The 17,654-nt window shown below is 68.0% G+C and carries 17 protein-coding genes and 1 other RNA gene; 10 read left to right on the plus strand and 8 right to left on the minus strand.

Going from position 1 to position 17,654, the window contains the following annotated elements:
• Positions 1-14: 14 nt before the first annotated feature.
• From E3O42_RS09220 to E3O42_RS09240, 5 genes are all read left to right on the plus strand, one after another.
• A complete protein-coding gene (locus E3O42_RS09220) occupies positions 15-509 on the plus strand; it encodes a DUF427 domain-containing protein (RefSeq protein ID WP_174844244.1) in 495 nt (164 codons plus the stop codon).
• Between the two features lie 60 nt (positions 510-569).
• Positions 570-1,391 (plus strand): Nif3-like dinuclear metal center hexameric protein, encoded by an 822-nt coding sequence (locus E3O42_RS09225; protein ID WP_134453658.1) that lies wholly within the window; start codon positions 570-572, stop codon positions 1,389-1,391.
• A gap of 54 nt (positions 1,392-1,445) precedes the next feature.
• Positions 1,446-2,183, plus strand: coding sequence for a zinc ribbon domain-containing protein (locus E3O42_RS09230; RefSeq protein WP_134453659.1), 738 nt, complete (start codon positions 1,446-1,448; stop codon positions 2,181-2,183).
• A gap of 29 nt (positions 2,184-2,212) precedes the next feature.
• An RNA gene (gene rnpB / locus E3O42_RS09235) (RNase P RNA component class A) lies at positions 2,213-2,585 on the plus strand.
• A gap of 76 nt (positions 2,586-2,661) precedes the next feature.
• Complete coding sequence (locus E3O42_RS09240; protein WP_134453660.1) at positions 2,662-3,030, plus strand: TIGR02611 family protein; 369 nt, start codon at positions 2,662-2,664, stop codon at positions 3,028-3,030.
• 4 nt (positions 3,031-3,034) lie between these two features.
• Here E3O42_RS09240 and ppgK read toward each other — a convergent pair whose 3' ends face one another.
• On the minus strand, positions 3,035-3,802 hold the full coding sequence (ppgK, locus tag E3O42_RS09245) for a polyphosphate--glucose phosphotransferase (RefSeq protein ID WP_134453661.1): 768 nt from the start codon (positions 3,800-3,802) through the stop codon (positions 3,035-3,037).
• A 4-nt stretch (positions 3,803-3,806) separates the two neighbouring features.
• Positions 3,807-4,685: a type I methionyl aminopeptidase gene (map, locus tag E3O42_RS09250; protein ID WP_134453662.1), complete on the minus strand. Its 879-nt coding sequence runs from the start codon at positions 4,683-4,685 to the stop codon at positions 3,807-3,809.
• A 12-nt stretch (positions 4,686-4,697) separates the two neighbouring features.
• Here map and E3O42_RS09255 point away from each other — a divergent pair, with 12 nt between their 5' ends.
• Positions 4,698-4,886, plus strand: a complete 189-nt coding sequence (locus tag E3O42_RS09255) for an SPOR domain-containing protein (RefSeq protein ID WP_134453663.1) — start codon at positions 4,698-4,700, stop codon at positions 4,884-4,886.
• A 21-nt stretch (positions 4,887-4,907) separates the two neighbouring features.
• Here the strand turns inward: E3O42_RS09255 and panB are convergent, their stop codons facing one another.
• The gene (panB, locus tag E3O42_RS09260; protein ID WP_134453664.1) at positions 4,908-5,780 is read right to left on the minus strand and encodes a 3-methyl-2-oxobutanoate hydroxymethyltransferase; all 873 of its coding nucleotides are present in this window, start codon (positions 5,778-5,780) and stop codon (positions 4,908-4,910) included.
• A 115-nt stretch (positions 5,781-5,895) separates the two neighbouring features.
• On the opposite strand from panB, the gene glnA (E3O42_RS09265) reads away from it, so the two are divergent.
• Together glnA (E3O42_RS09265) and E3O42_RS09270 are read left to right on the plus strand one after the other, a co-directional pair.
• Positions 5,896-7,233 (plus strand): type I glutamate--ammonia ligase, encoded by a 1,338-nt coding sequence (glnA, locus tag E3O42_RS09265; protein ID WP_134453665.1) that lies wholly within the window; start codon positions 5,896-5,898, stop codon positions 7,231-7,233.
• A gap of 26 nt (positions 7,234-7,259) precedes the next feature.
• Positions 7,260-10,295 (plus strand): bifunctional [glutamine synthetase] adenylyltransferase/[glutamine synthetase]-adenylyl-L-tyrosine phosphorylase, encoded by a 3,036-nt coding sequence (locus E3O42_RS09270; RefSeq protein ID WP_134453666.1) that lies wholly within the window; start codon positions 7,260-7,262, stop codon positions 10,293-10,295.
• Between the two features lie 94 nt (positions 10,296-10,389).
• Here E3O42_RS09270 and glnA (E3O42_RS09275) read toward each other — a convergent pair whose 3' ends face one another.
• Positions 10,390-11,814, minus strand: coding sequence for a type I glutamate--ammonia ligase (gene glnA / locus E3O42_RS09275; RefSeq protein WP_134453667.1), 1,425 nt, complete (start codon positions 11,812-11,814; stop codon positions 10,390-10,392).
• Between the two features lie 145 nt (positions 11,815-11,959).
• On the opposite strand from glnA (E3O42_RS09275), the gene E3O42_RS09280 reads away from it, so the two are divergent.
• Positions 11,960-12,403 (plus strand): RDD family protein, encoded by a 444-nt coding sequence (locus E3O42_RS09280; protein WP_241984742.1) that lies wholly within the window; start codon positions 11,960-11,962, stop codon positions 12,401-12,403.
• A 129-nt stretch (positions 12,404-12,532) separates the two neighbouring features.
• Here the strand turns inward: E3O42_RS09280 and E3O42_RS09285 are convergent, their stop codons facing one another.
• From E3O42_RS09285 to lipB, 3 genes are read right to left on the minus strand one after another with little or no spacing between them, the layout of a single operon-like run.
• Positions 12,533-13,243 carry a DUF4191 domain-containing protein gene (locus tag E3O42_RS09285; protein ID WP_134453669.1) on the minus strand — a complete coding sequence of 237 codons (711 nt, stop codon included), beginning with the start codon at positions 13,241-13,243 and terminating at the stop codon, positions 12,533-12,535.
• A 48-nt stretch (positions 13,244-13,291) separates the two neighbouring features.
• Positions 13,292-14,278 (minus strand): lipoyl synthase, encoded by a 987-nt coding sequence (gene lipA, locus E3O42_RS09290; RefSeq protein ID WP_174844245.1) that lies wholly within the window; start codon positions 14,276-14,278, stop codon positions 13,292-13,294.
• Positions 14,275-14,910, minus strand: a complete 636-nt coding sequence (lipB, locus tag E3O42_RS09295) for a lipoyl(octanoyl) transferase LipB (protein WP_134453670.1) — start codon at positions 14,908-14,910, stop codon at positions 14,275-14,277. Before lipB ends, lipA begins: the two co-directional genes overlap by 4 nt.
• Positions 14,911-15,015: 105 nt before the next feature.
• On the opposite strand from lipB, the gene E3O42_RS09300 reads away from it, so the two are divergent.
• Positions 15,016-16,626 carry a serine/threonine-protein kinase gene (locus E3O42_RS09300; RefSeq protein ID WP_134453671.1) on the plus strand — a complete coding sequence of 537 codons (1,611 nt, stop codon included), beginning with the start codon at positions 15,016-15,018 and terminating at the stop codon, positions 16,624-16,626.
• 51 nt (positions 16,627-16,677) lie between these two features.
• Here E3O42_RS09300 and sucB read toward each other — a convergent pair.
• On the minus strand, positions 16,678-17,654 hold a 977-nt coding region (gene sucB, locus E3O42_RS09305), incomplete at its 5' end, for a 2-oxoglutarate dehydrogenase, E2 component, dihydrolipoamide succinyltransferase (RefSeq protein WP_134453672.1).

Raw genomic sequence — 17,654 nt, forward strand, 5'->3', positions numbered from 1 at the left:
CGCCCATGAGGAGCATGAGCGGGCACCGGGCGCTACCGGGACCCGGCCAGGAGTCGGTCTGGGACTATCCGCGCCCACCGCGGGTGGAGCCAAGCCGGGAACGCATCGTGCTTCGGTTCAACGGCACGGTCATCGCCGATACCCGCGACAGCGTCCGCGTGCTGGAGACCAGCCATCCTCCCACCTACTACCTGCCACGGGACGCGTTCCCGGCCGGCGTGCTCGCCCCGGTCAACGGGCACAGCGTCTGTGAGTACAAGGGCGTGGCGTCCTACCTCAGCATCGTCGTCGGCGACCAACGGGCGGATGCGGTGGCGTGGCACTACCCCCACCCAGCGGCCGGCTTCGAAATGCTGGCCGGCCGGGTGGCCGTCTACCCCGGTCGACTCGACCAGTGCACGGTGGATGGCGAGCTCGTGCGCGCCCAGCCGGGCGACTTCTACGGCGGCTGGATCACCGAGCGGATCGTCGGCCCGTTCAAGGGCGCACCGGGCACACTCGGCTGGTGACGGGCGGCACGCCGTCAGTCGCCGCGGACGGCGGCTCGGTGGAACTAGTAGGCTGACAGGGTGTCATTCTCGCTCGCTGAAGTCGCCCGGGTCTCCCATGAACTGTGGCCTCTGTCCGGCGCCGAGGACTGGGATGCGCCGGGTCTGATCAGCGGCGACCCTGCACGCCGGGTCGATTCCATTCTGCTGGCCGTCGATGTTGTCACCGAGACCGTCGCGGAGGCGATCACCTCCGGGGCTGACCTGTTGCTCGCCCATCACCCGCTCTTGCTGCGCGGGGTCACCAGCGTGTCCGAAGACCGCTACAAGGGCGCCCTGCTCGCGCGGCTGATCCGCGCAGACTGCGCCCTCCTGGCCGCCCATACCAATGCCGATGTCGTCGAAGACGGGGTGTCGGATGTCATCGCCTCGCGCCTGGGCCTGGTCGACACGCGTCCGATCACGAGTGGACTGGTCCCGGGGACGGGCATCGGCCGGGTCGGCAGGCTCCCCGAGCCCACGACACTCGGTCTTCTCGCCCGCCGCCTGGCGACCCTGATTCCACCGACGGCGACCGGCGTGCGCGTGGCCGGTGGGTACGCAGAGACAATCGAGACCGTGGCGCTGTGCGGAGGGGCCGGCGACTCGCTCCTGGGGGACGCGGCCGTGCGTTCCGCCGACGTCTTCATCACCTCCGACCTCCGGCATCACCCGGCGTCGGAGTCCAGGGAACAGTCGATCCTCGCCGGGGTTGGCCCGGCCCTCATCGACGTGTCACACTGGGCCAGCGAGTGGCTCTGGTTGGACGTCGCCGCTGCAGCACTGCGGCACAGGCTGCCCGGCATCCGCATCGAGGTCAGCGACGTGCGGACCGACCCCTGGGACTTCGTCGTCACCCAGTGAGCCTGGATCACCCCCGTTCATTTTCAACTCCATAATCATGAAGGTCAGGACATTGTGAAGGCATCTCCCACAGAGCAGAAGGAGCTCCTGCGGCTCCAGGCCCTCGACATCAAACTGCAGCAGGTCGAACACCAGGCCAAGGCGTTGCCGCAACACGCCGAGCTCGCCGACCTGGGCCGCGGCCTCGACGCGTCCAAGACGGTCCTGACCGGTCGCGCCGGCGAGGTCGAGGACGCCCAGATCGAGTTGCGCCGCATCGAGTCCGACGTCGAAGTGGTCGAAAAGCGCATAGCCCGCGATACCGATCGCGCCCAGCACACCTCGTCCATGAAGGACGTACACGCCCTGGAGAGCGAACTCACCGCTCTGGGCGCGCGCCTGGCCGCGCTCGAGGAGATCGAACTCGCCGTGATGGAACGCCTCGAGGAAAAGGAAGCGGCCGTCGCCGAGACCGAAACTGAACGGGCCGCCGTGGCCAGCCGGGTGGCCGGTATCGAGGCCGACCGCGACGCGCTTCTGGTCGACCTGAACCGCCAGCTGGGCGAGCTGGCCAGGGACAGGGTCGCGATCGTCTCCGCCATCGGCGAGGACCTGTCGGCGCTGTACGAGAAGCGGCGGGTGGCCGGCCGAGGCAACGCGGCCTCCCTGCTCCGTGCCCGCACCTGCAGCGGCTGCACCATGACCCTGACGGGCAACGACCTCGAAGAAGTCCGGGCGGCACCCGCGGACGACATCGTCTTCTGCCCGGATTGCGGCGCCATCCTGGTCCGCACCGAGGAATCCGGCATCTAGCGCCCATTGCTGTAGGCTCGACGACGGAATGGGTCGACAAGACGGTCGCGTCATCCGGGCTTTTCGAAGCCCGTGATGCCGAGGAACGTCCGGGCTCCACAGAGCAGGACGGTGGGTAACACCCACCCGGGGCAACCCGCGAGACAGTGCCACAGAAAGTAGACCGCCGCCGGCGCAAGCCGTCGGTAAGGGTGAAACGGTGGTGTAAGAGACCACCAGCGGCCAGGGTGACCTGGTCGGCTCGGTAAACCTCGTCCGGAGCAAGGTCGAACAGGAAACGCCAAGGCGGCTCGCCGAGTTTCCGGGTAGACCGCTAGAGGGCTGCGGCAACGTAGTCCCGAGATAGATGGCCGTCCATGGTGAATACCGGGACAAAACCCGGCGTAATAGTCGGCCCATTCCCTCATCGAAGCTGGGAGTTGCGCAGGAGGGTCCAGCCGGATGGCGCATTCCCAGCGAGTGCTTCTACCCTGGGCCCATGAGCACATCCGTGTCCCGGTCCGATGCCGCCGCCACGCCCGGTCCGGTCGCCACGTCCGACGGGCTCTGGTCGCGGATCCGGGCTCTGCTGCGCCGGTCCCGCGCCTGGATCCACCGGCACCCGCGCCTGCGGGCGCCGTACCGGGTGCTTGTCGCCCTCGCCGGACTGGCGGTCATCGTCGTCGGGCTCATCCTGGTGCCGCTTCCGGGACCTGGCTGGCTGATCGTCTTCGTCGGCGTCGCCATCCTCGGCACGGAGTTCCCCGCCGCACACCGGCTCACCCGGGTCGTCCGGCGGCTGGCCCACCGGGTGCGGCTCTGGTGGCGCGCGCGTCAGCAACGCCAGAGCAGCCGGGCGTACAGCTAGTCGGCTAGGCGGTGACCGGCGCGTGCTTGACCGCCAGGGCTGCGGCGCCGAGGATGCCGGCGTTGTTGCGGTGCACGGCCGGGATGATCCGGGTGTCCAGGTGCAACAGGGGGAGGAAGTTTTCGTGGTGCTTCGACACGCCACCGCCGACGATGAACAGGTCCGGAGTGAACAGGGACTCCAGCTTGGCGTAGTACTTCTGCAGGCGTGACGCCCACTTCTCCCAGCTGAGGTTGTCGCGTTCCTTGGCCGAGAAGGCCGCACGGGTCTCGTAGTCCACGCCGTCGATTTCCAGGTGGCCGAACTCGGTGTTCGGCACGAGAGCGCCGTCGTTGATCAGGGCGGTGCCGATGCCGGTGCCCAGGGTGGTGAGCAGCACGACACCGTCGACGCCCTTGGCGGCGCCGAACGTCGCCTCCGCGTATCCGGCCGCGTCAGCGTCGTTCACGAAATGGATGGGCACGCCGAGGCCCTTTTCGAAGAGCTTCTCCGCGGCGAGGCCGATCCATTTGTCGGACACATTGGCCGCCGACATCGTGTGACCGTGCTTGACGACCGCGGGGAAGCACACGCCGATGGGCACATCTCCCGATCCGGCAGACACCGTCGCCAGGAGCTGGCGGGTGGTCTCGATGATATCCTGGGGCCGGCCGCCCTTGGGGGTGGGCAGCTTGACGCGGTCCGAGAGCAGGGTCCCGGTGGACAGGTCCACCACAGCCCCCTTGATGCCGGTTCCGCCGATATCGATGCCGATGGCAGTGGTTGAACTCATGCTGTCAATCTACCGGCTGCGGTAGCGTCAGGATTTCGGCGCCACGTTCGGTGACCACCAGAGTGTGCTCGAACTGCGCGGTGATGCTGCGATCACGGGTGAGAACCGTCCAGTCATCCGCCCACATGTCCCAGTCACTGGTACCCAGGGTCAGCATCGGTTCGATGGTGAACACCATGCCCACTTCCATGACCGTGTCGTACTGCGGTGCGGAGTCGTAGTGCGGGATGATCAGGCCCGAATGGAACGCGTCGCCGACGCCGTGACCGGTGAAGTCGCGAACGACGCCGTAGCCGAAACGTTTGGCGTACGACTCGATGGTGCGGCCGATCACGTTGACCTGCCGGCCGGGTGCGACGGCCTTGATCCCGCGCGCCAGGGCCTCGCGGGTGCGATCGACAAGCAGGGTGACCTCCTCGGTGGCCTCGCCGACGATGAAGGTGACGTTCGAATCACCGTGCACCCCGTTCTTGTATGCGGTGATGTCGATGTTGACGATGTCACCGTTCTCGAGCACGGTGTCGTCGGGAATTCCGTGGCAGATGACCTCGTTGACCGAGGAACACAGCGACTTCGGGTAGCCGCGGTAGCCCAGCGTGGACGGATAGGCGTCGTTCCGGATCAGGAACTCGTGGCCGACCCTGTCGAGTTCCTCGGTCGTGACCCCGGGCCGTACGGCTCGCCCGACCTCCTGGATCGCGTCCGCCGCGAGGCGTCCGGACTCCCGGATCAGCGCGATGCGCTCGGGGGAGTAGACGTCCGACCCGGTGAACCGGGCCGGCGCGGTGTGCCCCACGTACTCGGGACGAACGATATGGGAGGGAACGGAGCGGTGGCTGGACACGGCTCCCGGAAGGAGATGACCGATTGAATCCTTAGGCATAGGATCAAGCTTATGGCCGAAGATGCTGATCACCAGTTCTGGTACAACATGCGCACCGGCGCGGTCGAGAAGGGCATGCTGTCGCCCTCCGTCGACAGGGTAGGTCCGTTCTCGACGTTTGACGAGGCGACGCACGCGCTCGACAAACTGCGCGCCAACAGCGCCAAGTGGGCCGAGGACGACGAGGCCGAGGACCGCTGAGGCGCCCCGCTCCGGCTCCGGCTACTCGTAGCTGTGCTCGGGACCCGGATAGGCTCCGGTATCGACGTCGTCCTTGAAGGCGCGCACCGCGTCGGAGAGCACCGAACGCATGTTCGCGTACTGGCGCACGAACCGTGGCACCCGGCCCTCGGTCATGCCGGCGAAATCGGTCCAGACCATCAGCTGTCCGTCGACGTCGGGGCCGGCGCCCACCCCGATGGTGGGGATCTCCAGACGTTTGGTGACCTCTGCGGCGACAGCCGACGGCACCATCTCCAGGACGACAGCGAACGCGCCGGCGTCCTGCACGGCGAGGGCGTCCGTGATCAGCTGATCGGCGCCGGCGCCGCGCCCCTGGATCATGTGTCCGCCCAGACCGTGTTCACTTTGCGGGGTGAAGCCGATGTGAGCCATGACCGGGATGCCCGCCGACACGATCCGGGAGATCTGCTTGCGGCTGCGCACCCCGCCCTCGAGCTTCACCGCGTGAGCCTGGGCCTCCTTCATGAAACGCACCGCGGTTCGCAGCGCCTCCGACGGTCCGGTCTCGTAGCTGCCGAACGGCATGTCGGCCACGACAAGTGCCCTGGTCACGGCCCTGGCCACGGCACGGGTGAGCGGGATCAGCTCGTCGACGGTGACGGGCAGGGTGGTCTCATAGCCGAAGACGTTGTTCCCGGCGGAATCCCCGACGAGAAGGAAGTCGATGCCGGCCTGATCGAAGATCTGGGCGGTCATCATGTCATAGCTGGTCAGGCCCGTGATCGAGATCCCCTGCTGCTTCGCGTTCTGAAAATGCCTGGTGCGCACGCGCTTGGGACCTGCGGTGGCGCCGGCGTATGGATTCTGCACCTCGACGGCGTTGGCGGCGTCGGGTATGGGGATCTCTGGCATGTGCTCAAGTGTACTCAGCGGTCGATTCCGACCGTCATTCGCGGCCGGGATCAGCCGGTTTTCGCCCGCGCGCCGTCGGCAGCCGGTAGCCTAAGTGCGACAAGAAAGGGCGTGAATGGACAAGCAGCGCGACTTCGTTCTTCGGACCATCGAGGAACGGGGCATCAAGTTCATTCGACTGTGGTTCACCGATGTGGTCGGCACCCTCAAGTCGGTCGCCATCGCACCGGCCGAGGTGGAGGGTGCGTTCGCCGAGGGACTGGGTTTCGACGGATCAGCGATCGAGGGCCTGACGCGCTCGTTCGAGGCCGACGTGCTGGCCCATCCGGACCCCACCACGTTCCAGATCCTGCCGTGGCGGGGTGAGGTCGACCCCACCGCGCGCATGTTCTGCGACATCACTACGCCAGACGGGCAGCCCGCCGTGGCCGATCCCCGGAATGTTCTCAAGCGCACCCTGGCGAAGGCCGCCGAACGCGGCTTCACCTTCTACACGCACCCGGAGATCGAGTTCTACCTCCTGAAGTCGTCGAAGTTCGGCAAGAACGGTCCGGTCCCTGTCGACTCGGCCGGCTACTTCGACAACGTGCCAGGCGGAACCGCGCACGACTTCCGGCGCCGCTCGGTGCGGATGCTCGAAGACCTCGGCATCTCGGTGGAGTTCAGCCACCACGAGGCGGGCCCCGGCCAGAACGAGATCGACCTGCGCTACGCGGATGCCCTCACCACCGCCGACAACATCATGACCTTCCGCACCGTCATCAAGGAGGTGGCGATCGAGCAGGGCGTCTACGCGACGTTCATGCCCAAGCCGCTCTCCGACCAGCCGGGCTCCGGGATGCACACCCACCTCTCCCTCTTCGAGGGCGACACCAACGCGTTCTACGAGGCCGGAGCGCAGTACCAGCTGTCGAAGACCGGGCGCCAGTTCATTGCGGGGCTGCTGAGGCACGCGCCGGAGATCACGGCCGTGACCAACCAGTTCGTGAACTCGTACAAGCGGCTGTGGGGCGGCGACGAGGCCCCCAGCTTCGTGTGCTGGGGCCACAACAACCGGTCCGCGCTGATTCGTGTCCCGCTCTACAAGCCCAACAAGGGTCAGAGCTCGCGCATCGAGTACCGGGCGATCGACTCTGCCGCCAACCCGTACCTCGCGTACTCGCTGATGCTCGCCGCCGGGCTCAAGGGCATCGAGGAGGGCTACGAGCTGCCGCCGGAGGCCGAGGACAACGTGTGGGGGCTCAGCGACACCGAGCGTCGCGCGCTCGGCTACCACCAGCTGCCCGCCAGCCTCGACCACGCCATCCAGTACATGGAGGAGTCCGAGCTGGTCGCCGAGACGCTCGGGGAGCACGTGTTCAACTACGTGCTGCTCAACAAGCGCCAGGAATGGCGCGAGTACCGCTCGCAGGTCACCCCGTTCGAACTCAATAAGAACCTCGAGATGCTCTAGGAGCTCATCTCAGACAGGTACACGACATGGCGAGAGAACAGCTGACCCTGACGGACCTCGCTCGGGTGGGCTTCGCCGATCTCGGCGAGGCCCGCGCGCGTCTCGACGAGGTCGGTGAACTCGGCGGGCCGGACCCGTCGGATCTGTTCCCGCTGCTCTCGCGGGCGGCGAATCCCGATGCGGCCCTGTTCGCCGTGCTGTCGCTGGTGCGCCAGGCCCCGGCCGAGTTCGTGGCTCTCCGGAGGCATCCCGGCGCCCTGCAGCGCCTGGTGCTGGTGACCGGCGCCTCGACCGGGTTGACCGACTTTTTCCTGAGGCACCCGGCGGAACTCTCGGTGCTGCACGAGAAGACCACCGCTGTAGCGGGGCTTCGCGAGCTGACCGACGACCTGCTCGATTCCGTCCAGTCGACCGGTGGCTTCGCCGAACTCGTCGACGACGAGGGCTGGGTGGCCCTGCGGGTGCGATACCGCCGCCGCCTCGCCGAGTTGGCGGCGTTCGACCTCGAACAGGCCGATCCCGTCGCCGGGCTCGACCGGATCGCCAGGACCCTGGCTCACCTGGCCGCGGCAGCGCTGGAAGCGTCCCTCGCGGTCGCCAGGGGCATGTGCAGCGGCACCGTGGCCGCGCACGGCATCTACCCGGTCGACGAGGTGCGACTGACCAGGCTCGCCGTGATCGGCATGGGTAAGGCGGGGGCGGGGGAGCTGAACTATGTCAGCGACGTCGACGTCATCTTTGTTGCAGAGGGGAACGAGGACGCTGGACTCAGCGCCGCCAGGGCCGTGGACATCGCCACCAGGCTGGCGGTCCTGATGATGCGCGGGCTCAACCAGCCGAGCATGGAGCCCGAACTGTGGGAGGTCGACCCCAACCTGCGCCCTGAGGGCAAGTCCGGCGCCCTGGTGCGCTCCCTCGAATCCCACATCGCCTACTACGACCGCTGGGCCAAGAGCTGGGAGTTCCAGGCGCTGCTGAAGGCGCACCCCCTGGCCGGCGACCTGGAGCTCGGCTCCCGCTACGTCGACGCCGTCGCCCCCAAGGTGTGGACCAGCGCCAGCCGGGAGAACTTCGTCGACTCCGTGCAGCGGATGCGCGAGCGCGTCACGAGCAACATCCCCGCCGACGAGGTGGCCGTGCAACTGAAACTGGGCCCCGGCGGTCTGCGTGATATCGAATTCACCGTCCAGCTCCTCCAGCTGGTGCACGGCCAGACCGACCCCGACATCCGGCAGCCCGGAACGTTGCCGGCCCTGGCCGCCCTGGCCGATGCCGGCTACGTCGGTCGCGCCGAAGCGGCCGAGTTCGCCCAGGACTACCGGATGCTGCGCCTGATGGAGCACCGGCTGCAGTTGGACCGGCTGCGCCGCACCCACCTGCTGCCGCGGGATGAGTCCGGGCTGCGGGTCCTGGCACGTGCGACGGGCCTGGCGACGAGCGCAGCGGCCCTCACGACGCGGTGGGAGGCAACCAAACACCGGGTGCGCGGCCTGCACGAACGGTTGTTCTACCGCCCGCTGCTCTCCGCGGTCGCCGCCCTTCCCGCGGAGGGACTGAACCTCACCAGTGCGCAGGCCGAGGCCCGGCTGGCCGCGATCGGCTTCCGCAACACCACGGGCGCCCTGGCCCACATCGCCGCGCTCACCAGCGGCGTGTCACGGCGGGCAACCATCCAGCAACACCTGTTGCCGGTGCTTCTGCAGTGGTTGTCCGACGGTGCCGACCCCGACTACGGGCTGCTGGCCTTCCGGAGGCTGAGCGACAGCCTCGGTTCCACATACTGGTTCCTGCGGATGCTCCGCGACTCGTCGGGGGCCGCCGAACGTCTCACCCGGGTGCTCTCCGCGTCGCGGTACGTCGGTGAACTCCTGGAGACCATTCCCGAGGCGGTGGCCTGGCTGGAACACGACGACGACCTGCGCCCCCGCCCGCTCGGCGTGTTGCAGGACGAGGCCCGTGCCGTCCTGGCCAGGCACGGCAGTCCCGATGCCGCCGCGTCGGTGCTCCGCGCCAGCCGGCGCCGCGAGATGCTCCGCCTGGCGTTGTCGGCCATCCTCGGGCGCCTCAGCATCGACGAGCTGGCCGCGGGCTTGACGGATATCTCCACGGTCATCATCCAGGGGGTCCTCGGCGCCATCCGTGGTGCCGGTCTCACCGGTGACGACGGCCCGCTCGCTCCGGACGGCATTGAATTCGCGGTGATCGCCATGGGCCGGTTCGGGGGAGCCGAACTCGGTTTCGGATCCGACGCCGATGTCATGTACGTCTTCAGGCCCGCCGCCCTCGAGGGCGGTGCGGCCCACGAGCGGGCGACATTCATCGTCCGGGAACTCAACCGGCTCACCGAGGACAACCGGCTGCCGTTCGACCTGGACATCGGCCTGCGCCCCGAGGGCAAGAACGGCGCGGTGGTGCGGTCCATCGACTCGTACCAGGCCTACTACCGCCGGTGGTCACTGACCTGGGAGGCCCAGGCGCTGCTGCGCGCCCGCGGGGTCGCGGGGGAACCCGCGCTCCTGGAGGCATTCCACGCCGTGATGGACACCGTGCGGTATCCGGAACAGATCAGCGACCAGGATGTCCGCGAGATCAAGCGCATCAAGGCACGCGTCGAGAACGAACGACTCCCACAGGGAGCCGACCCGAACCGGCACCTCAAGCTGGGACGCGGCTCGCTGAGCGATGTGGAATGGTTCGTCCAGCTGCTGCAGCTCCAACACGCGGCGCACGTCCCCGCCCTGCGCACGACCTCGACCCTCGGAGCGCTCGACGAGGCCACCCGCGCCGGCCTGGTCTCCGAACCGGATGCCGCCGTCCTCCGCGCCGCCTGGCTGTTCGCCTCGCGCTGCCGGTCGGCGATCACCCTGTGGACCAACAAGACCGCGGATGTGCTGCCCAGCGACAGGATGCAGCTGGACGGCGTCGCCCGCATGATGGAGTACCCGCCGGGTTCGGCCAACCAGCTCGAGGAAGACTACCTCGCGGTGACCCGGCGCGCGCGTGCGGTGTTCGAACGCCGGTTCTACGGACCGGTCGAGCGGCCGGGGCCATTCTCCGGCTGACCTCGACGCTGACAACGACGCCGACAACGACGCCGACAATGACGAAGGGGCCGCAACCTGATGGTTGCGGCCCCTTCGTCATGCGGTCGGGAAATTAGACCCCGTAGTACAGTTCGAATTCGAACGGGTGCGGCCGCTGCGCGAGGGGCTTGATTTCCTTCTCGCGCTTGTAGTCGATCCAGGTCTCGATGAGCTCGGGGGTGAAGACGTTGCCGGCGAGCAGGAAGTCGTGGTCGGCCTCCAACGCCTGCAGGGCCTCTTCCAGCGACGCGGGAACCTGCGGAATGTTCTTCGCCTCTTCCGGCGGCAGCTCGTAGAGGTCCTTGTCGACGGGCTCGTGCGGCTCGATGCGGTTCTTGATACCGTCGAGGCCGGCCATCAGCTGGGCGGCGAAGGCGAGGTACGGGTTACCGGACGCGTCGGGCGCACGGAACTCGAGGCGCTTGGCCTTGGGGTTGGTACCCGTGATCGGGATGCGGATGGACGCGGAGCGGTTACCGGCCGAGTAGACCAGGTTGACCGGTGCTTCGAAGCCCGGCACCAGGCGGTGGTACGAGTTGACCGTCGGGTTGGTGAAGGCGAGCACAGCCGGGGCGTGCTTGAGCAGGCCACCGATGTACCAGCGAGCCACGTCGGACAGGCCGCCATAGCCGGCCTCGTCGTAGAACAGCGGCTTGCCGTCGGCCCAGAGGGACTGGTGGGTGTGCATTCCGGAGCCGTTGTCGCCGAAGAGCGGCTTGGGCATGAACGTGGCGGTCTTGCCCCACTCATGTGCGGTGTTCTTGACGATGTACTTGAACTTCAGCAGGTCGTCTGCCGCGTGCACCATGGTGTCGAACTTGTAGTTGATCTCGCCCTGGCCGCCGGTGCCCACCTCGTGGTGGCTGCGCTCCAGGATGAGGCCGGCGTCGATCAGCTTGAGGCAGATGTCGTCGCGCATGTCGGCGTGCTGGTCAACCGGGCTCACGGGGAAGTAGCCGCCCTTGAACGGGGTCTTGTTGGCGAGGTTGCCGCCCTCTTCCTTACGGCCGGAGTTCCAGGCGCCCTCGCTGGAGTCGACGGAGTAGAAGCTGGTGTGCTGGTTGACCTCGTAGCGCACGTCATCGAAGATGTAGAACTCGGCCTCTGAGCCGAAGAATGCCGTGTCGCCGATGCCGGTGGAGGCGAGATACTTCTCGGCCTTCTTGGCCACCTGACGCGGGTCCTTGGAGTAGATCTCGCCGTTGCGAGGGTTGTAGATGTCGAAGAGCATGATCAGGGTGCGCTCGGCGCGGAACGCGTCGATGTACGCGGTCGTGACGTCGGGGATGAGCTGCATGTCGGATTCGTGGATCGACGCGAAACCGCGGATCGACGAGCCGTCGAACATCTGGCCGACGGTGAAGAAGTCCTCGTCAACGGTCGACGCGGGGATGTTGAAGTGCTGCTGCACACCCGGCAGGTCGGTAAAGCGAAGGTCAAGGAACTTGACATCGGTGTCCTTGATGAACGAGAGCACTTCGGACGAATCGCGGAACATGCGGGTTGACTCCAAACGACGTAGGCGTGGGTGACTAGAAATGTCGCACACTGCGGCTTCCCCGACACTATTACGGACGGGTTACTTGAGAATGACGCTTATGTTTCCTCCATGTTACAGAGGGGGCGCTCGATACACTGGTCGGGTGAATTCGACGCCTTCAGGACCCACCACCTTCGGGCAGCTGCCGCCCAGTACCTGGCCGGGGGAGCGGCTCGGCCTGCCACGGTCCGGCCCGCACTCGGTGGGGCGGGTCGGCAGGCGGATCGCGGCGCTGGCCGTCGACTGGGCCATCGCCGTGGCCCTGACCTGTCTGATCTGGGGGTACACCTGGCTGGACTACGACGGTTTCGTGGTCCTGATGGTCTTCGTGGGCCTGCAGGCCGTCCAGCTCGCAGTGCTCGGCTGGAGCATCGGTCACCGCTTGCTCGGCTTGCGCCTGATCACCCTCACCGGTGGTCGTGCGGGCCTCTGGCGCCCGATCGTGCGGTCGGTGCTGCTGGGCCTGGCCATCCCCGCGCTGGTCTGGGACTCGGACCAGCGCGGCTTCCATGACAAGATCGCCGGCACGGTCCTGATCCGGCGCTAATCAGCACGGCGCCAGCCAGCACGCCGTTAGCCAGCACGCCGCTAACCAGCACGCCGCTAGCAAGCACAGCGCAGCGAAGGGCACGGGGGTGACCCCGTGCCCTTCATTTTTTCTGCTGGTTGTCTCTGGCTAGTTCCCGCGCTGCGGCCGGGCCTTGGTGGGGTCGACACCCTTGGGAATCGGCAGCTTCTTGGTCATCGAGTTGAGGCGGTTGTTCACCGCGAGCACCTCGGCCTTGGTCAGGGACGGCTTGATCCTGGTCAGCCGCCGGGCGAGCTTGTGCAGCGGAACGGCATCGGCGTCGGGTCCGACGGAGATGACGGTGACCGCGACGTTGCCGCCGACCTTCGCCACGGAACGCTTTTCCTCATCCACCATGCGGGCGGTACGGGTTCTCGGCCCCTCGCTGATGAGCACCACGCCGCCGCGGCCGACGGCGCGGTAGACGGCGTCCTGGGTCTTGCCATTGACGGCGACGGGCATCTCACTGCCCACCCACCCGCGCTTCAGCGAACTGCGCAGAACGGCGCCGACGGCGCCGGGCTGGCCCTCGATCTGAGAGTACGCGGCCTTTTCGGCGCGCCGACCCAGGATGATCAGCATCGCAAGGACGCCACCGAGCACGCCGGCGACGATCCAGAGCGCGATAGTGAACCCGTTGTCGGGGGTCAGCAGGAGCGCGAGCGCCAGGCCGATTACGACGGGGATCAGAAAGCCCAGGATCATGAACAGAACGATGTTCGAGTCGTAGCGCCGGGTCATCTGGAAGACCTGCCACATTTGCTTCAAGCGGCCAGGTTCTTTGGGGGTGCGGGGACTCTTGTCCTTGCTTCGTGCCATGGTTCTAAGACTACCCAGTCGGTCGATATCCGCGGAACGGATTTAGGGTCAAACGGCCTGGCTGAAGCCCACGGTCGCGTCGGCGAGGTGCTGGAGGTGAGCCGGCACCGGGCGTCCGGTCGCCGTCATCGACTGCGCCCAGAGCCGGCCGGCCCGGTAGGACGAGCGCACCAGGGGGCCGGCGAGGACACCGAGGAAGCCGATCTGCTCCGCTTCAGCCTTGAGTTCGACGAACTCCTCCGGCCGCACCCACCGGGCCACCGGAAGGTGCCGGGGGCTCGGCCGCAGATACTGCGTGATGGTGATGATGTCGGTGCCGGCATCGTGCAGGTCGGCCAGGGCCTGGGAGACCTCGGCGCGTTCCTCGCCCATGCCCAGAATCAGGTTCGACTTGGTGATCAGCCCCGCCGCACGCCCCTGGCTCAGCACGTCGAGGGACCTGTCGTAACGGAACGCAGGGCGGATGCGCTTGAAGATCCGCGGGACCGTTTCGACGTTGTGCGCGAAAACTTCGGGGCTGGCGGAGAAGACCTCGGCCAGGTGATCCGGATTGCCCGTGAAGTCCGGGACGAGAATCTCGACCCCGGTGCCAGGGCTCTGCTGGTGGATCTGCCGGATCGTCTCCGCGTAGAGCCACGCGCCCTCGTCAGGCAGATCATCGCGGGCGACCCCGGTCACCGTCGCGTAGCGCAGGTTCATCGCCACAACCGACTCGGCGACCCGCCTCGGCTCGTCGGTGTCGTAGTCGGCGGGCTTGCCCGTGTCGATCTGACAGAAGTCGCAGCGCCGGGTGCACTGTGAGCCACCGATCAGGAAGGTCGCCTCCCGGTCTTCCCAGCACTCGTAGATGTTCGGGCAGGCGGCTTCCTGGCACACCGTGTGCAGGTTCTCGCTCTTCACCAGATCCTGCAATTGGCGGTATTCGGGGCCCATCCTGGCGCGGGTCTTGATCCAGTCGGGCTTGCGTTCGATGGGTGTCTCGGCGTTTCGGATTTCCAGCCGCAGCATCCGGCGACCGTCGGGCGCGGCGGTCACGCCGGCACCGCCAGCCGGGTGCGGAAACGGGTCCTGACGGAGTCGACGACGTCCTCGGTGCTGACATCCCGGCCGAGCACGCTGGACATGGTGGTCACACCGGCATCGGCGATGCCGCAGGCCACGATCCGGTCATACGGTTCGAGGGAGTTGTTGCAATTGAGTGCGAACCCATGCATGGTGACGCCGTCGGCGACCCGGATGCCGATGGCGGCGATCTTGTCCTCCGCCCCGGCGGGTCCGACCCAGACGCCGCTGCGCCCGCGAACCCGTCTGCCGTCGATGCCGAAATCTGCCAGGGCATCGATGAGAATATCCTCGAGCAGCCGCACGTAGCCGACCACATCGATGGGCTCGGGCAGACGCAGGATCGGGTATCCGATCAGCTGGCCCGGCCCGTGCCAGGTGATCCGGCCGCCGCGGTCGACGTCCACCACCGGGGTGCCGTCGGTGGGACGGTCCTCCGGCTGGGTGCGTTTACCGGCCGTGTAGACGGCGGGGTGTTCGAGGAGCAGGACGGTGTTCGGTCGTTGACCGGACACCACCGTGCGATGGACGGCGCGCTGGAGCTCAAGGCCCTCGAAATACGGCACGGAGTTGGCGCTTAGCCCCGCGACGACAAAGTCGAGCATCCAGCCAGTCTAGGGGTCTCCTCCCCAGCCTGGGCACCGGTCGGGTTTCCGCCAGATTCGCGTCCCTGGGCCCGCGTCGCCCGGCCGACGCGGCACGGTGGGGTGATGGAGCATGCGCACATGACCGACCTCGAGGGGACCCTGGCCGGGTTCAGGCTGGTACGCCGCCTCGGTACCGGGAGCCGTTCGATCGTGTACCTCGGCCAGGCTGCCGGAGAGCGAGGCGACGCCCGAACCGCGGCGCTGAAGGTCTTCAGGCTGGACGCGGACAGACCGGCGCTCGACCGGCAGGTGCGAGCCATGCTCACGGTGCCGCCGGCGATGCTGGCGTCGCTGAGGGACGTGGCGACGGCGCCCGACGGCCGGCTCTGCCTCGTGCTTGACCGCCTGACCGGATCGTCGTTGGACCGGCTGCTCGCCGAGCGGGGCGCCCTCGGCGCCGGCGAGGTCGTCACCATCGCGGCCACGATCACGACCGCGCTGCAGGCGCTGCACGAAACCGGATTCAGCCACTCCATGATCGGACCTGCCTGCGTGCGGTTCGACGGCCGGGGCCGACCGGTGCTCCTCGGGCTGGGCGCCCTGGAGGATCTGCCGCCGGGGGGAGCCGGGGTCGCGCGGCGGCGGGACGACCTCGTACGGCTGGCGGGCTGTGTCAGGGCCATCCTCGACCACCTGGATCCTCATGTCCCGGAGGCGGCGACCGCGCAGGCGGTGCTGGCCGAGTTCGAGGCGACGGCCACGGCGCGACCCGTACCGACGGACCTGACCGGCGTGGAATCCGTCCTGTTCGCCTGGGCTCCTGCGACAGCCGTCCGTGGCGCGGCACCGGGCATTCCCCCGGCAGATGCGGACGGAGCCCTCAAGCTGCAGGGCCCGGCCACACCCAGGATCGTGTTGACCAGGCCGGCCCGCCCGACGGAGGTGCGCGGCCTGCCTGGCACGGGCCATGGGCGGCTGAGGGGCGCGGAGCGCAGGAGACCGGCGAACCGGAGTGGCCCGGTGGGGCGTCTGGTGCTGAGGTGGCGGGCCGGGTACCGGTCCAGGCTGCAAATTGTTCATGACCGGTCGCGGGCGACGGCGAAGTGGCGGCATGCTCTGCTGATGCGGGCTCTGCTGGTGCGGGATCTGCTTGGGCGGGCTCTGCCGGGGCGGGCGGTGCCGAGGCGGGCGGTGCGGGCGGGCGTCGTCGGCGTCTGCCTCGCGGTTGTGCTGGCGGCCGGCGGCCTGGCGGCGCTGTCCTGGGCCGATTCCCCGGCTGCCGGTCCAGGGACGACAACAGCGAGGCCTGCCGCCGAACCGGCTGCGGCGCAGGGCGACAACGGTTCGGCGGGCGCAGCGGGATTCGCAGGGACCCTTGAAGCGGACGATCCGGCGGCGGCAACGCTGGCTCTGCTCCAGTTGCGCGAGGGGTGCCTGGCGGAGGCTTCGGTGCTGTGCTTGGAGGGGGTCGACCAGGCCGGTTCGGTGGCCATGGCCGCTGACTCGTATCAGGCGCGGCAGGAGGCTCCCAGCGCCGGCCGGCTGGCTGCTCAGGGGCCGCTCACTGTGGGGAAGGCGACAGTATTCACGGCCACCGTGCAGGAACGCCGGGGCAACGCGGCGCTGATCGTTCTGACACCGGTGGCGGGCGGGCCTGCACGCATGCAGCCGGCCTCGGCCCTGGTGATCAAGGGCGAGGCCGGCTGGCGGTTACGCGAGCTCTTCGACTACTGACCCGTCGGGCGGGTCACAGGCCGTGAGCGGTGCTGCAGTGGTGCTGGGGAATCAGATTCCGAGGTTGGCCTCGAAAGCCCCGGCTTCCAGACGTGCCTTCATCGTGGTGAGGAAGCGCGAGGCGTCCGCTCCGTCAATGATGCGGTGGTCGTAGGACAGCGCCAGGAACACCGTCGAACGAATCGCGATGGAGTCCAGGCCCTTGTCGGTCACGACGACGGGCTTCTTGTAGACGACGCCGGTACCGAGAATGGCGCTCTGCGGCAGGAAGACCACCGGGGTGTCGAACAGCGCGCCGCGCGAACCCGTGTTGGTGAGGGTGAACGTGCCACCGGACAGCTCGTCGGGCTTGAGCTTGTTGTCGCGGGTGCGCGCAGCCAGGTCGGCGATCTGGGCGGCGAAACCGGCCAGGTCGAGGTCACCGGCGTCGCGGATGACCGGGGTCAGCAGTCCACGCTCGGTGTCCACGGCGATGCTCATGTTCTCCTGGCCCGGGTACACGATCGACGTTCCGTCGACTGTCGCGTTGATGATCGGGTTCGCCTTCAGCGCCTCGGCCGCGGCCAGGGCGAAGAATGGCAGGAAGGAGAGCTTGTTGCCGGTCTTCTCGTGGAAGGAGACCTTGACCTTGTCGCGGAGCATGGCCACCCGGGTGACGTCAACCTCCACCACGGTGGTGAGCTGGGCCGTCTGCTGCATCGACGCGACGGCGCGCTCGGCGACGACCTTGCGCAGGCGCGACATCGGCACGGTGGTTCCGCGCAGCGGCGAGACCTCGACCTCGACCTCGGCGGCGGCGGCCGGGCTGGCGGGCGCGGCCGTGGCGGAGATGATGTCCTGCTTGCGAATGCGTCCGCCGACACCGGTGCCGGTGATGGTGGACAGGTCAACGCCGGCTTCGTTCGCGAGCTTGCGCACGATGGGCGTGACGTAGCCGCTGGTGCCGGCGTGGGCGCCGCGGGTGGACTCGGCCGCGGGTGCTGCCGGGGCCGGCGCGGCGGGTGCGGGCGCTGCCGCCGCCGGTGCCG

It is taken from the genome of Cryobacterium adonitolivorans, from assembly GCF_004402695.1.
Classification (GTDB): domain Bacteria; phylum Actinomycetota; class Actinomycetes; order Actinomycetales; family Microbacteriaceae; genus Cryobacterium; species Cryobacterium adonitolivorans.